Annotated in this window: 16 protein-coding genes and 1 tRNA gene; 6 read left to right on the top strand and 11 right to left on the bottom strand. The window is 64.4% G+C overall.

Annotated features, from left to right (window positions below; translation table 11 throughout):
* Positions 1–8: 8 nt before the first annotated feature.
* Positions 9–653, bottom strand: a complete 645-nt coding sequence (locus AUP43_RS05065; protein WP_067553430.1) for a tetratricopeptide repeat protein — start codon at positions 651–653, stop codon at positions 9–11.
* A 180-nt stretch (positions 654–833) separates the two neighbouring features.
* Here AUP43_RS05065 and AUP43_RS05070 point away from each other — a divergent pair, with 180 nt between their 5' ends.
* The 4 genes from AUP43_RS05070 to AUP43_RS05085 all read left to right on the top strand — a co-directional run bounded on the left by AUP43_RS05070 (position 834) and on the right by AUP43_RS05085 (position 2,980).
* Entirely contained in the window at positions 834–1,169 is a 336-nt protein-coding gene (locus tag AUP43_RS05070) for a DUF2794 domain-containing protein (RefSeq protein ID WP_067553431.1), read from the top strand.
* Between the two features lie 31 nt (positions 1,170–1,200).
* On the top strand, positions 1,201–1,521 hold the full coding sequence (locus AUP43_RS05075; RefSeq protein ID WP_067553432.1) for a hypothetical protein: 321 nt from the start codon (positions 1,201–1,203) through the stop codon (positions 1,519–1,521).
* A 94-nt stretch (positions 1,522–1,615) separates the two neighbouring features.
* The gene (locus AUP43_RS05080) at positions 1,616–2,119 is read left to right on the top strand and encodes a hypothetical protein (RefSeq protein WP_157089243.1); all 504 of its coding nucleotides are present in this window, start codon (positions 1,616–1,618) and stop codon (positions 2,117–2,119) included.
* Between the two features lie 84 nt (positions 2,120–2,203).
* Positions 2,204–2,980, top strand: a complete 777-nt coding sequence (locus AUP43_RS05085) for an SDR family oxidoreductase (protein ID WP_067553435.1) — start codon at positions 2,204–2,206, stop codon at positions 2,978–2,980.
* 182 nt (positions 2,981–3,162) lie between these two features.
* On the opposite strand, the gene AUP43_RS05090 is transcribed toward AUP43_RS05085, so the two are convergent.
* Positions 3,163–3,360: a hypothetical protein gene (locus AUP43_RS05090; RefSeq protein WP_067553436.1), complete on the bottom strand. Its 198-nt coding sequence runs from the start codon at positions 3,358–3,360 to the stop codon at positions 3,163–3,165.
* Between the two features lie 75 nt (positions 3,361–3,435).
* Here AUP43_RS05090 and AUP43_RS05095 point away from each other — a divergent pair, with 75 nt between their 5' ends.
* Positions 3,436–4,719 carry a nucleoside recognition domain-containing protein gene (locus AUP43_RS05095; RefSeq protein ID WP_067553437.1) on the top strand — a complete coding sequence of 428 codons (1,284 nt, stop codon included), beginning with the start codon at positions 3,436–3,438 and terminating at the stop codon, positions 4,717–4,719.
* Here AUP43_RS05095 and AUP43_RS05100 read toward each other — a convergent pair.
* Positions 4,716–5,036, bottom strand: coding sequence for a hypothetical protein (locus tag AUP43_RS05100; protein ID WP_067553441.1), 321 nt, complete (start codon positions 5,034–5,036; stop codon positions 4,716–4,718). The two genes, AUP43_RS05095 and AUP43_RS05100, sit on opposite strands and share 4 nt — an antisense overlap.
* A gap of 213 nt (positions 5,037–5,249) precedes the next feature.
* Between AUP43_RS05100 and AUP43_RS05105 the strand changes: the two genes are divergently transcribed.
* Positions 5,250–5,340, top strand: a tRNA-Ser gene (locus AUP43_RS05105).
* A gap of 97 nt (positions 5,341–5,437) precedes the next feature.
* Here AUP43_RS05105 and AUP43_RS05110 read toward each other — a convergent pair.
* The 8 genes from AUP43_RS05110 to pqqB form a co-directional block, all read right to left on the bottom strand.
* The gene (locus tag AUP43_RS05110) at positions 5,438–7,711 is read right to left on the bottom strand and encodes a hypothetical protein (RefSeq protein ID WP_067553442.1); all 2,274 of its coding nucleotides are present in this window, start codon (positions 7,709–7,711) and stop codon (positions 5,438–5,440) included.
* Between the two features lie 303 nt (positions 7,712–8,014).
* Entirely contained in the window at positions 8,015–8,206 is a 192-nt protein-coding gene (locus AUP43_RS05115) for a helix-turn-helix domain-containing protein (protein WP_067553443.1), read from the bottom strand.
* Between the two features lie 350 nt (positions 8,207–8,556).
* Positions 8,557–8,901 carry an IS5 family transposase gene (locus AUP43_RS05120; RefSeq protein WP_084462574.1) on the bottom strand — a complete coding sequence of 115 codons (345 nt, stop codon included), beginning with the start codon at positions 8,899–8,901 and terminating at the stop codon, positions 8,557–8,559.
* Positions 8,902–9,109: 208 nt separating this feature from the next.
* A complete protein-coding gene (locus tag AUP43_RS18570) occupies positions 9,110–10,117 on the bottom strand; it encodes a PAS domain S-box protein (protein ID WP_084462575.1) in 1,008 nt (335 codons plus the stop codon).
* Between the two features lie 157 nt (positions 10,118–10,274).
* Complete coding sequence (pqqE, locus tag AUP43_RS05130; protein WP_067553445.1) at positions 10,275–11,351, bottom strand: pyrroloquinoline quinone biosynthesis protein PqqE; 1,077 nt, start codon at positions 11,349–11,351, stop codon at positions 10,275–10,277.
* A gap of 2 nt (positions 11,352–11,353) precedes the next feature.
* On the bottom strand, positions 11,354–11,623 hold the full coding sequence (pqqD, locus tag AUP43_RS05135; protein ID WP_067553447.1) for a pyrroloquinoline quinone biosynthesis peptide chaperone PqqD: 270 nt from the start codon (positions 11,621–11,623) through the stop codon (positions 11,354–11,356).
* Positions 11,620–12,351 (bottom strand): pyrroloquinoline-quinone synthase PqqC, encoded by a 732-nt coding sequence (pqqC, locus tag AUP43_RS05140; RefSeq protein ID WP_067553448.1) that lies wholly within the window; start codon positions 12,349–12,351, stop codon positions 11,620–11,622. The genes pqqD and pqqC overlap by 4 nt, the downstream gene beginning before the upstream one ends.
* Entirely contained in the window at positions 12,348–13,247 is a 900-nt protein-coding gene (pqqB, locus tag AUP43_RS05145; RefSeq protein WP_067553449.1) for a pyrroloquinoline quinone biosynthesis protein PqqB, read from the bottom strand. Before pqqB ends, pqqC begins: the two co-directional genes overlap by 4 nt.
* Between the last annotated feature and the right edge of the window lie 12 nt (positions 13,248–13,259).

The raw sequence follows: 13,259 nt of genomic DNA on the forward strand, positions 1-13,259 counted from the left end.
TTCCGGCATCATTCCGGCAGGGCCTGGAGCATCTCCGCCGCCCGCGCCCGCACGCCGGACGGCGCTTCCGTATCGTCGACCAGCTGGCGCAGCAACCGGCGCGCTTCCGCCCGGTTGCCCTGCTTCTCGGCCGCCAGCGCGGTGATCTCGCGCGCCAGGTGACGCCAGGGGCTGCTGCCCGCCGCCAGGCCCGACAGGCTGGTGACGGCGCCGGCGGCGTCGTCCGCCTGGAGCCGGCGATAGGCGCCGAGCACGATGGCAAGATCACGGAAAGGCTGCGCCGCGGCACTATCGGCCGCCAGCGCGTCATAGGCGTCGATGGCGCCCGGCAGGTCGCCGGCCTCCGCCATCAGCCCGGCCTGCTCCAGCCGGGCCAGCGCGGCATAGCCGTATTTCGCCTCGCCGGCCACGGCGGCAAAATCGCGGATCGCCTGATCGGCATTCTCCTGCCCGGCCACGGCCAGGGCTGCGGCGAAGCGCTCGGCCTCGGCGGCCCGCTGGCTGGCACTGTAATGCTGCCAGCCGACATAGCCCACCGTGCCGATCAGAATCGCGGCCACGGCGGCGATGATCAGGATGTTGTATTTCTTCCAGATGCGCTGCAGGTTCTCCTGGCGCATCTCCTCGTCGATTTCGCGAAAAATATCGGCCACGGGCAAGCTTCTCGGTTTGGGGCGTCGTTCGGACGGCGTCTTGAGGCGGCGTAAGGTAGCCTCGCTCCCCCGGCAATGCAATGGAAGCCGGGAAAGCCGGGCGGAAGCCCTTTACCTGCCGGACGAAAACGGCAAAACTGTAACAAATATGCGGACTCGCCGAAGGGTTATGCCTGACGCATGAATCAATTCGTTCGTCTTACCGATTACCGCCAGCACCGGCGCGGCACTTATTTCACCCGGCAGGAGCTGGGCCAGATTCTGAATGTGTACAGCCGACGCGTCGCCACCGGCGAATGGCGCGACTATGCCATCGATCATGATGGCGCGATGGCGATCTTCTCGATCTTCCGGCACACCCATGAAACGCCGCTCTACGCCATCGCCAAATGCAGCCGGGGGCCGCAGCGGCCGATCGACTACATCCTGTTCAACGGCCCGCGCAAATTGAGGCGCGCCGGCACGCTGGCCGAGCTGCTCGATGCCTTCGACCGCAAGCTGAAACTCGTCACCTGACTTTTCCGCCGGTTCGGCCGATACTGCGGTCATGGGCGATATCGTCGCAATCCTGCTTGCCGTGGCGCTGGCGGCCCTGGTGATCGCCGGGCCGCTGCTGTACTGGTTTGGCCGGCGGATGGAAGCGGCGCCGGCGCGCCCGCCGATGCCGGTCAAGCCGGCAGCTTTTGCCCGCCCCCCGGCCGAATCCGCCCCGCAGGACGGCGCTATCGATGCCCGCCAGGTCACCCGCGACATCACGCAGCGCACGCGCAAGCGGCGCCAGGGCGGCCTCACACCCCTGGTCGAGCGCGACCCGGAGGCCGTGGCCAGGCTTCTCTCCGGCATGATCCGCGACCCGCGCGACCGATAGGGTCTCCTGGCGCAATCCTTGCGTGTTTGCGGGCATGACCGGATACTCGCCTCACCCCGCACGCCCCGCCTCCACCCGCAAGACTGGTTCGAGCATGCAGCGCCGCGTTCCTGTTCCCCCCTTGAAGATCGTGCCGGCGCGCGAGGCCACGAAGCCGAAGAAGCCGCGCGCCGATATGAGCCATGAGGAACGCGCGGCGGAGATCGTCGACCATCTGCGCGACGTGATCGAGAATCGCAAGGAAGTCGCCGAGGGCGCCGGCGGCATGTCCTACCGCGACTGGCGCAAGCTGGCGAAGAAGGAGATCGCCGAGGCGCTACGCGACACCGCCATCCGCGCCGCCGTGGGCGAGGTGATGTCGACCCGGCGCATCGGCAATCTGATGCTGCGCGCCGGCTTCATGATCCTGGCCGCCGTCGCCTCCTTCGCCGCCTTCTGGTATGGCGTGATGCTGATCGGCCAGGAATACGGCATGCAATGGGGCATCCTGGCCGCCCTCTCGGCGCTGGCGCTGAGCATCGCCTTCGTCGTCGCCGGCGTGCTGGTTGGCGGCCGGGACGGCGATCCGGAAGATCAGATCGATCCGGATTTAAAGTAACATGGGTTAGCGTCGCCCCCTTTCCCCACCGGCATCCCGCCTGATACATCTTGTCGCCAAGAAACGGGATCGGGAGGATTTTCCATGCAGCTCAGCCTGAAGGGCAAGCACGCCATCATCACCGCCGCCGGCAGCGGCATCGGCAAGCGCACGGCGGAAGTGTTCCACGCCGCCGGCTGCCGGCTGTTCCTGTGCGACATCGACGAAGCAGCACTCGACGCCGTGGTGAAGGCGCTGCCCGGCAGCTTCGGCATGGTGGTGGACGTGTCGGACATGGCGCAGGTCGACCGCTTCATGGATGTTGCGCTGGCCGAGCTGAACGGGCTGGATATCCTGGTCAACAATGCCGGCATCGCCGGCCCGACCGCGCCGATCGACGAGATCGACCCGGCCGACTGGCAGCGCACATTGGATGTCAATCTGAACGGGCTGTTCTATTGCACGCGGCGCGCGGTGCCGGCGCTGAAGAAATCCGGTGGCGGGTGCATCGTGAACCTCTCCTCGGCCGCCGGTCGCTTCGCCTTCCCGATGCGCAGCCCCTATTCCGCGACCAAATGGGGAGTGGTCGGCGTAACCCGCACCTTGTCGGTCGAGCTGGGCGACCACAATATCCGCGTGAACGCCATCCTGCCCGGCTCCGTCGCCGGCCCGCGCATCGAGAAGGTCATCGCCGACAAGGCCGCCGCGCGCGGCATCGACCCGGAGGCGCAGCGCGCCAAGATGCTGGAGCCGATCTCGCTGAAGGAGTTCGTCACCTCAACCGACATCGCCAATATGGCGCTGTATCTCTGCTCCGACGCCGGCCGGCACATCAGCGGCCAATGCCTGAACGTCGACGCCGGCACGGAATATCTGAGCTGAGCGAGGTTTCCATACTCTACCGCGCCCTGATCCCCCGGCCTTGTGCCGGGGGTCCAAGGTTCGGCTTACACCTGCCACTCCGGAAAAGCGGAAGCCTGGATTCCCGGCACAAGGCCGGGAATGACATTGAGAAGGTTTCCCAGGCCGGGGAATTCATAAAAAGAAAAAGACCGGGAAGAGACCTAGCCCTGCTTCTCCGTCCCGCTCTCCACCGCCTCGTAATGCTCCAGAAAGCTGTCGAGGTCGCCTTTCACGCGCTCGACCATCAGGCGCACCATGCGGCGGTCGGGCGTGGTGCATAGCGCCTCGGTCACCGCCGTGCCGAGCTGGTTGACCGAATGGGCCAACAGCTTCACCGCCATCTGATCCTCGAACTTCATCTGCCGTCTCGCTATTCCTAAGGCCGGTCTACCGTATAGATTGGCTTCGGCTTTGGCAAAACCAGGACGCCTTTCGTGAACGGCATATTCCTCTTCATCGTGCTGATCGCCTTCGCGGTCGCCGCCTTCTACCAGCTTGCCGGCGCGAGCGGCGATATCGCCCCCATGGACGCCTTGGGCCAGGCGATGATCAAGGCGGCCGAGGGCTCGGTCACGCTGGCCATCGGGCTGATCGGGGTGATGACGCTGTTCCTGGGGCTGATGAAGGTGGCGGAGGCCGGCGGCCTGCTGGTGATCGTCGCCCGGCTGATGCGCCCGCTGATGGTGCGGCTGTTCCCCGAGGTGCCGGCCGACCATCCGGCGATGGGCGCGATCATCATGAACCTCTCGGCCAATGTGCTGGGGCTGGGCAACGCCGCCACCCCCTTCGGCATCCGCGCCATGCAGGAGCTGGACAAGCTGAACGCCCACAAGGGCACGGCGACCAACGCCATGGTGCTGTTCCTGGCGATCAACACGTCGAGCGTCACCCTGCTGCCGACCGGCGTGATCGCCCTGCGCGCCGCCGCCGGATCGGCCGACCCGGCCGGCATTGTGCCAACCACGCTGTTCGCCACCATCTGTTCCACCACGGTGGCGATCCTGATGGCCAAGCTGCTGCAGCGCTACTGGCCGATGGGCCCAGCCGATACGTCCGCCGCGACGACAGAAACGGCGACACCGACCGACCAGCCGGACGTCGGCGAGCCGCAGGCCCCGCCCTACCCGTTCTGGGTCTCCCTGCTGGTGCTGGGCGGCGTGTTCGCGCTGGTGCCGCTGACCATCCTGCATGGCCGCACCATAGCGCCCTGGATCATCCCCGGGCTGATGGTCGCCTTCCTGTCCTTCGGGGCGCTGCGCGGGGTGAAGATCTACGAGGTGTTCGTGGAGGGCGCCAAGGACGGCTTCCAGGTGGCGGTGCGCATCATCCCCTATCTGGTGGCGATCCTGGTCGCCGTCGCCATGTTCCGCGCGAGCGGCGCGCTGGAGCTGCTGATCTCGCCCTTGAGCGCGATCACCGCCCCCCTGGGCCTGCCGGCCGAGGCGCTGCCGATGGCGCTGCTGCGCCCGCTATCGGGCTCCGGCGCCTATGGCATCATGGCCTCGATCATCAATGATCCGGCGGTCGGACCGGACAACTATACCGGCTATCTGGTCTCCACCATCCAGGGCTCCACCGAGACGACCTTCTATGTGCTGGCGGTGTATTTCGGCGCGGTGCAGATCAGGCGGCTGCGGCATGCCATCCCGGCGGCCCTGGCGGCCGACGCGGCCGGCGTGGCGGCGGCGGTGGCGATCTGCCTGCTGCTGTTCGGCTAATAGAACATCGCGCGGCGGCGCGCCGGCCGGGGCCGGCACAGCACCGCCAGCAAAAGGCCGGGCACGGCGATCACCACAAAGGCCGGCAACAGCAGAATGGTGGTGATGCCGGGCTCCCAGATCGCCGGATGGACATGGCGCTGGATTGCCGCCTGAAGGAGGTTGAGGCTGTCCGCATTCACATCGAACCAGAGCTGGCCGAACGGGCGCGGCATGAAATCGCCGCCGCTATCCAGCGATGCCAGCACATCCCCGCCCAGCACGACCAGCGCCAGCAGGATCAGCACCCAGCCCAATATGCGGCCCACACGTCTCATTCTTGCCTGCCCCCAGCAGGATTGCCCCGCGACGGGAGCGGTAGTGTGACGGCAACATATTGATCCCGCAATCATTAGTTATTTCGCATACGAACCGGTTGCCGGTTTCGCGGGGTCACGGAAACGTCAAACAAGGGCGATCCAGTCGTTGCATCCGCCCCCGGTCTCGGCTAGGTTGCGGCGCTTCCAAACCGGCAGGCTTGCCGGCAGGCCGGAGGGATGGCCGAGTGGTTGAAGGCGCACGCCTGGAAAGTGTGTAAGGGTTAATAGCTCTTCGCGGGTTCGAATCCCGCTCCCTCCGCCAGTTTTTCTCGTAAGTCTTTGTTTTTCGTATTATTTCCTGAACGCTCTCTATTTCACCCATCTTTTTCTCCATCCCCCTCGGTGAGACCATAAATCCCCTACCGCTCGTATCCGCCGTGGCCCTGCGGCCGCTGCGAAGATCTTGAGGCACGGGCATCTGATGGGACGGGCAGGTTTCGCGCTCGCAGGAGCCGGAAGATTTCGTCGTAGCCATTCTTCAGTTTCTCCGCTTCGGTAATTCTCGCCACGGTCCGGCTGGCGGCGAAGGCGCGCCGTGCCTGGGCCCAGACCGCCCAGGTGACAATGCCGATCCTGAGCAATGTCAGGTCGTCATAGGCCGCGAGCGTCCGGCGGACATTATCCAGCGCCTCCTTCTGCTCGGGCAGCAGATACTCGTTTGGAATCCGGGCTGGCCCGTAGCCTTGCGCGATCAGGCTGTCAGGGGTTTCCGTCTCCAGCACCTGCTGGGGCGACGGGGCCGGCTTGGTGGGCAGATGCTCGTCGATCCGCGTCTTGATGAGCCCGTGATAATGGGGAGGCAGCCGGTCGAGGCGCTGGATGTCCTCCGGGGAAAGGCCCCGGACACCGGTCCCATCGATCTTGCCCGCTGCCGTCAAGCGCGGTGGGGGTAGGTCACGCTCGATCCAGAGAGCGGAGAGCACCCTTACGTCCTGGGTGATGACCTCCGAGGCGAAGCGGTTCAGGACGGCAACCTTCCGGGTTTCCTGCTCCAAAGCCTTGGCGGTGTCGGCCAGTTGAAGCCGGAGGGCCTCGGCCTCCTGGCGCACCGCCAGCAGTTCATCCCGCTCTTGCCGCAGAGCGACGATCTCCGTCCTGGCTCGTTCTGCATCCAGCTGACGGGCCTGTTCGGCCTCCTTCGCGGCCTCGCGCTGGCGCTCAGGCACCTGGCGGCGGCCCTCGATCAGCAGGCGGATGGCGATGCCGGCGGTGCCCCGGTCGCGCTGCCAATCGCCCCACAGATGCGTGAGGCGGCATTCCTGGATCAGCTCGTTGCCGATGGCGATCTGGCGCGCCGATGCCGGCTCCGGAATGGGCGGCGCCTGGGTGATTTCCTCATAGATGCGCTCCATCACATCCTGGTAGGAATCGAACCGGTGCTTCGGCCTTGCCGGGACCACCACCGCGTTGCAGGCCTCGGCGAGCCGCTCGGCCCTCTCCCATTTCTGGGCGCGGTGTCGTTCTTCCCGTTCCGCACGCTGGTGCGCCCTCAGCCGGGCAGCCTTCTCCCTTGCATCGCGCCGCTGGCGCTGCCGCCTGCCCTGCCATGCCCGCACCTCCTGCTGACGGTCGGCGATCAGCATCCGGTTGATCTGCACCGCGAGCGGCGGCTCGCCTTCCGTCTCAGTCGTCCGCTGCAGATAGCTGGGCGACACCCGCCTCAGGGGTTCCAAATCCAGACCGCTGTCGCGGAAGGAGCCAGGATGATACCGCCAGCCAAGCCCGTGGCGCGCCATATGCGGGTTGATGATCTCGCACATCAGCGCCTTGGTCCGCTCGATGGCGCCCTTGCGGCCAAGCTCCAGGCATTTGTGCCTGTGGAAGCCCCAGGCGCCGTCCGCATCCCGGCGGGCCGGACGGTCATGCAGGACGAGATGCATATGCACGTTGCGCGCCTGCTCATCCGCATGGGGACCCGTCAGCTCCTTGCCAGGCGGCGTATGCACCACCGCATGGCAGCGCAGGCGATATCCCTCCTGGTGGGATTCGTCCGGCGTCATCGCCTCGATCCGCCGGACGAGCTCGCTGGCAATCGCGTCATAGGCCTCGTCGGCGAGGCCGTAGGGCAGCTCCAGGATCATCCGGATCTGCACCGGCTTGTCGTAGCTGCGCCCGCCATCCTGGCGCATCGGCGTCTTGCGCGCCTCCCGCGCCTCGACCGCATCCCAGAAGCGGCAACGGGCCAGCGTGTCTCCGGCGATGTTGCCGGCCGCGCAGAGACTCTCTTCAGCAGGATCGGGCTCCACCCGGCCGTCGCCGTGAACCACCATCCGCTCGATATAGGCCTGGTGACGGCCGGCCAGATGGCGGCCCGTTCCATCGGGCTTGACCTTCACGGTCGTGACGGTCAGGCAATAGGGCATCTCGGTGAGCCGGCGCCCATTGCGCAGCACCAGCCTGCTGGTCCGGATGGCCTCCTTCACATCGATCCGGCGCAGCCCGCCCGGCGCGGTCGGAACGGGTCCCTGCCCAGGGCTGACCCAGTTTTCCCGTGTCCGCGCCGATCCAGTCCGGCGGGCGCGGGACGCCCGGCCATGGCCCACCAGGGCGCGGACCAGAGCCTCCTCCTCGCCGCCCTCATGCAGACGCCCGAGCTTCCACTCCTCCTCATCCTCCTCGCGCCGTCTTTCCATCCCTCTGCCTCACCCATAGAGCCACGACGGGACCGCGGGCTCGGAATCAGGGCTCATAATGCAATTTTGAAAAATTGGGATATGGGCCCTGAACAACGCACATTAGGAGCCGCTTTAGTTTCGAGCCCTGCCATCGGATGTCAAGTTGAAGAAAAATCAACCGACTGATATTATTGGTTAACACGGGTCGCTGAAGATTTTGAGGCAAATCACCTGAAAGTGCCGGCGCAAAAGAAAGGGGCGGAGGAATCCCCCCGCCCCTGCAAGGAAGAGCCGGATCAACTGTCCGGACAGGGCCTTCGGCTAGGCCAACCTCTTCTCGATCTCGGTCGCCAGGATGAGCGTCCGGCGTCCCACCTTGATCGCGGGAAGATCACCCTCACGGATCAAGCCGTGGATCAGCGACTTGCTCACTCCGAGCGCCCGGGCCGCGCTGGCGACGCTATAGGCCAGAATCTCGGGCAGCTCGACCTGATTGCCATTGTCAGTCAACATCGTCTTCTCCTGTGCCGGCCGCGCCGGCTGCTGGAATGCCCCGCCCGGCACCCTGCCGAAGCGGCGCGAGAGAAGCTCCCTCGCTGGATCCAGTCTGCAGAACGGACGGCAAACTTATGGCAAAGACCCGCTGATTGCCCTGAGGGGGCGGCTCACCCGTCTCCTGGGATGGCGCGAGAGGGAAAATATTCCCCTATTATCTCAATAATTCCAATACTTAAGCGGATCAATCATCTCAGTTCGGGGTTATCCCGCTTGAGCAGCGCGTGCCCAGCCCTCGACCGGGGACTATCCTTTTTGAAGCCATCACGTCCCCCCTGCCTCTTGGCGCTCCGAGATTAAGTCAGGACTCATTTGGCCCAATAGCAGACGGTTGCGGCGATGAGTACGCCGGCGAGGTAGTTTGCTGCGAGCTTGTCGTATCGGGTGGCGACCCGGCGATAGTCCTTGAGTCTCGCCCAGAGTCGTTCGACGGTGTTTCGTTGGCGGTAGGCGTCGACATCGTACGGGATGGGTTGTTTTCGCGATGTGGTGGTCGGTATGACAGCCTCAGCGCTGCGCTCGGCCAGACGTTTGCGGAGGTGATCGGCATCATAGCCGCGATCCGCCAGCAGCTTTCGGAACGGCCCTGCGGCCTCGATCAGGGCATGGGCCATGGTGATGTCGTTGATGTTGCCGGCGCTGAGCAGCAGCACGCGGGGCCGGCCATCCCATCAGGTCATGTCCACCTTCTCCGTTGCGCCGGCCTCAACCTCAAAATGAGGTATATTCAAGGGAACACGTCACACGGAAAGACCCAGCTCCCTGCCCCTCTGCAACTACTCGAGTCGGTTTCACCGAAGACCATGAAGGTCGGTATTACCTGATCAATTTTAGGTAAGATTGCACGATACAAAAATTTTCTTAATTTCGCGCGATAGAAAATATTGTTCTAAGCCCTTCAACTCGCCATTCGCGCGCCACTTCGCCCCGTAACTGTCCTTTGATGGCCATCTCCGCCAAATAAGTTCCAAACCCTGTGCTTTTCGGAGCCTTTGTTATGGGAGGGCCTCCCTTCTCTTCCCAAGAGACGTGGAAGCGACTTTCATCAGACGTACAAAGAATCGAAATATGACCACCTTCGACCGATAACGCGCCATATTTGGCTGCGTTGGTGGCCAATTCGTGCAACACCAGCGCAAGGGTGCTGAGGTGGGCTTCAGAGATAGATATGTCATCTCCCTCAATGGAAAACGGAAACGAAGGACCGCTTTGTCCGTAGGGAAGGAGAATTCTCCTAAGTAGTTCATGGAAAGAGCTGACGCCGTGTGGTTCTATTCTATCTTGTTCCGAATACGGTAAAGTTAGAGCGTGCGCATTGGCGAGAGCTTGCAATCTCCCCTGCACATCACGAGCCAACTCGACTGGAGATTGCGCCACACGAGAACTGAGCATCACCACACTGCTCGCGAGTGTGAAAAGATTCTTGATGCGGTGATTCATCTCTTCAAGAAGCAATCGCTGGCGTTCGAGAGCGCGCTTTTGCTCTGTGATGTCGCGGGCTATTTTTGACGCACCCACGACTATGCCAGCCTCATTTATTATTGGCGAGACGGTCAGTGAAATATCCACCAAAGAGCCGTCTTTTCGCTGACGCACGGTTTCGTAAGGCTCTACCCGCTCGCCTCGACGTATCTTCGCGAGAATCACCGGTTCCTCGTTATGTCGATCGCCCGGAATGAGCATAGTGACCGATTTCCCGATCGCCTCTGTAGCTGAATAACCGAATAGTCTTTCGGCGCCCTGATTCCAATCGGTAATGATGCCATTTAAATCCTTGGCGAGAATGGCATCCAAGGAGGATTCAACTATAGCCGCAAGACGATGTGCCGCATGTTCAGTGAAACGGCGTTCTGTTGCATCCACCACCATGGCACGGTCCTCCAATATACAAACAGAACCAAGTGTGGAATTTCCAAAATCATAAGCCGATAGGGCTGTTACCCCCGGAAACCGGCAAACACCATACCTATTAACCTACAATTATCGAAATCATCAAGATGCTAGAAACATTCAATGATCGCGCTACCTAGCGCTCACGATAAAGATACGCTGGAAGGCCGTCCGGCGCAGTTTCGAGCATCGCCAGAAGCAACGAATGGTGTGGGGAACGCTCGCAGATTGGGTCGGTCGCAGCAGCGTCGCCGGCCAGCACGGAGGCCTGGCAGCGGCAGCCGCCGAAGTCGATATCGCGGCGCTCACAGGACTGACAGGGTTCCGGCATCCAGCCTGTGCCCCGGAAGGCATTGAAGGCCGGCGAGTAGGCCCAGATATCGGCCAGCGAATACTCGCGCACGGTCCAGAATTCCAGGCCAGGGATACTCTCCGCCGCATGGCAGGGCAGCGCCTTGCCATGCGGCGTAATATTGACGATGCGCGCACCCCAGCCGCCCATGCAAGGCTTGGGGAAACGGGCATGCCAGTCCGGTGCCACCGTATCGACGACAATGCGCCCGCGATGTCGCGCCCGCGCCGCCTCCACATCGGCCAATGCCCGGTCGACAGCGGCGCGGTCCGGCAGCAGCGCCGCACGGTTCGCCGCCGCCCAGCCGTAATATTGCGTATGGGCGATCTCCACCCGGCGCGCGCCCAAGGCCACCGCCTCATCCACGATCTCTCCGCAATGCGCGATATTGGCGCGGTGGATCACGGCGTTGATCGTCAGCGGCAAGCCGCTCGCCACCACCCAGCCGGCGAAGCGACGCTTGCGTTCCGATGCGCCGCAATAGCCAGCGATGCGGTCGGCGACATCCGCGTCGGTATCCTGAATCGACAGCTGCACATGGTCCAGCCCGGCCTCGGTCAGCGCCGTCAGACGCGCCTCGGTAAGGCCGATGCCGGAGGTGATGAGGTTGGTGTACAGTCCCGCCCCGGCCGCCGCGCGCACAATCTGCTCCAGATCGCGCCGGGCCGCCGGCTCGCCGCCGGAGAGATGCACCTGCAACACGCCTAGCTCGGCCGCCTCGTGGAGTACCCGCGTCCATTCGACCGTGTCCAGCTCCGCCGCCCCGGCCGCCAGCGCCAGCGGGTTGGAGCAATAAGGGCAGGCCAGCGGACAGCGATAGGTCAGCTCCGCCAGCAGGCCGATGGGGCCCGGCAGGGTCATGGCTACAGCGCCAGCAGCTGCTTGTCGCGCAGGGCGAGCAGCAATTCGGTCACGTCGGCTTCCACCTCGGCCCGGTCGGCGGAGAAATCGGCGGCCAGACCGTCGATCATCGCCGCAAAATCCACCTCCCCGGTGCAGCGCTGCAGGATGGTGGCGGCAATCACGTCCAGCTCATAAATCCGCTCCGGCCCCAGAAGGAGCATGCCGCGCGCCGGATCCTCGCGCAGCCGCACGCCGCGCAGCATCCGGGGCTTGGCGTCGGGTGCGATCATGCCTCCGGCTTCCACGCGCCGGGCGGCACATGGCCGGGTTCGACATAGGCGAAATGCAGCGCGTCGAGCTGCGACCACAGCACGCCGCATTTGAATTCCAGCGCCGCGATCACCGCCTGCTGGTCCGCCACGGTCCGAGCATGGGTCTTCACATAGTCCAGCGCGAAGTCGGAATCGCGCTTGGCCTGCACCGGGCGCTTGTTGAAATAGGCGAGGATCTCCGGCGAGACGAAATCGTAATGCTGCAACATGCCGGCGACGCGCTGGCCGATAATGTCGGGCGAGAACATCTCGGTCAGCGAGGAGGCGACGGCCTCCAGCAGCGGCTTGCTGCGGCAGAAATTCACATAGGCGTCCACGGCGAAGCGGGTGCCCGGCAGGATGCCTTTGGTCGAGCGCACGTAATCGGCATCAAGGCCGAGGCCGGTCGCCAGCTTCAGCCAGCGCAGGATGCCGCCCTCGCCTTCCGCATCGCCATCATGGTCGATGATGCGCTCGCGCCATTCGCGCCGCAGGGCGGCATCGTCCATCTGGCCCAGCACGGCGGCGTCCTTGCGCGGTATCTGCGACTGGTAGTAATAGCGGTTCAGCGCCCAGGCCTGCACCTGCGGCTTGTTCAGCTTGCCGGTATGCAGCAGGTGATGGAACGGGTGCAGATGGTGATACCGCTCCGCCCCCACCCGGCGCAGCCGGACTTCCAACTGGTCAGGGGTCGGCAACTCGCTCACAGCTCTATCTCCATGCCGTCCTCGGCGATGCGCCAGCCGGCGGCTTCCGCCACGCCGCGCTCCGGCGCGCCGTCGATCAGCACCGGGTTCGAATTGTTGATATGGATGAAGACGCGCTGGCCGATCCGCGCCGAGGCCAGACCGACGATGGCGCCCTGCGGCCCGTTCATCGAGAGATGCCCCATGCGGTGCGCCGTTTTCGGGCCGAGACCCAGCCGGATCATCTCGTCATCCTCCCAGCAGGTGCCGTCGAACAGCAGTAGGTCGGCCCCGTCCAGCTCCGCCAGCAGCGCCTCGGTGGCAGCGGCGCAGGACGGAATGTAGTAGGCCCGCCGCCCGCCGCCCTCGATCAGCGCGCCGACCGTGGCCTCGCCCAGCCCGCCGATCTCCACATCCTGGCCTTCCTGCCACAGCGGCACTTTGCCGGGCACAGCGAACAGCCGAAGCATGAGGCCGGCGGCGGTTTCCACGCTCTCCTCCAGCGCCACGGCGCGGCGCAGGACGAAATCCGGGTTCAAGGCGGAAAAGATCGGGCTGGCGGCCAGCGCTTCCTGTGTGGTCTGCGTGCCGATCAACTCTAAAGCTTGACGCTCGCGCAAGGTCAGCAGCCCGCCGACATGGTCGATATCGCCATTCAGCAGGCCGATGGCGGCAATCGGTGTGTGCCGGTCCGCGCCGCGCGGATGCAGCGCCGGATTATCCAGAATTTGCTGTCGTATGTCGGGCGATGCCCCCAGGACCAGCCATTTCTCCCCATCCAGGGAAAAGGCGGCGCTAGCCTGGCTACGTGCACGGGCGCGCGGGTCGCCGGCCCAATAGAGGCGGCAATTCGGACAGCGGCAGTTCCATTGCGGAAACCCGCCGCCGGCCGCCGCCCCCAGGATCAGTACATGCATGAAAGTCGGGCG

Origin of the sequence: Oceanibaculum pacificum (assembly GCF_001618175.1) — a bacterium.
In the GTDB taxonomy this organism is placed as follows: Bacteria; Pseudomonadota; Alphaproteobacteria; order Oceanibaculales; family Oceanibaculaceae; genus Oceanibaculum; species Oceanibaculum pacificum.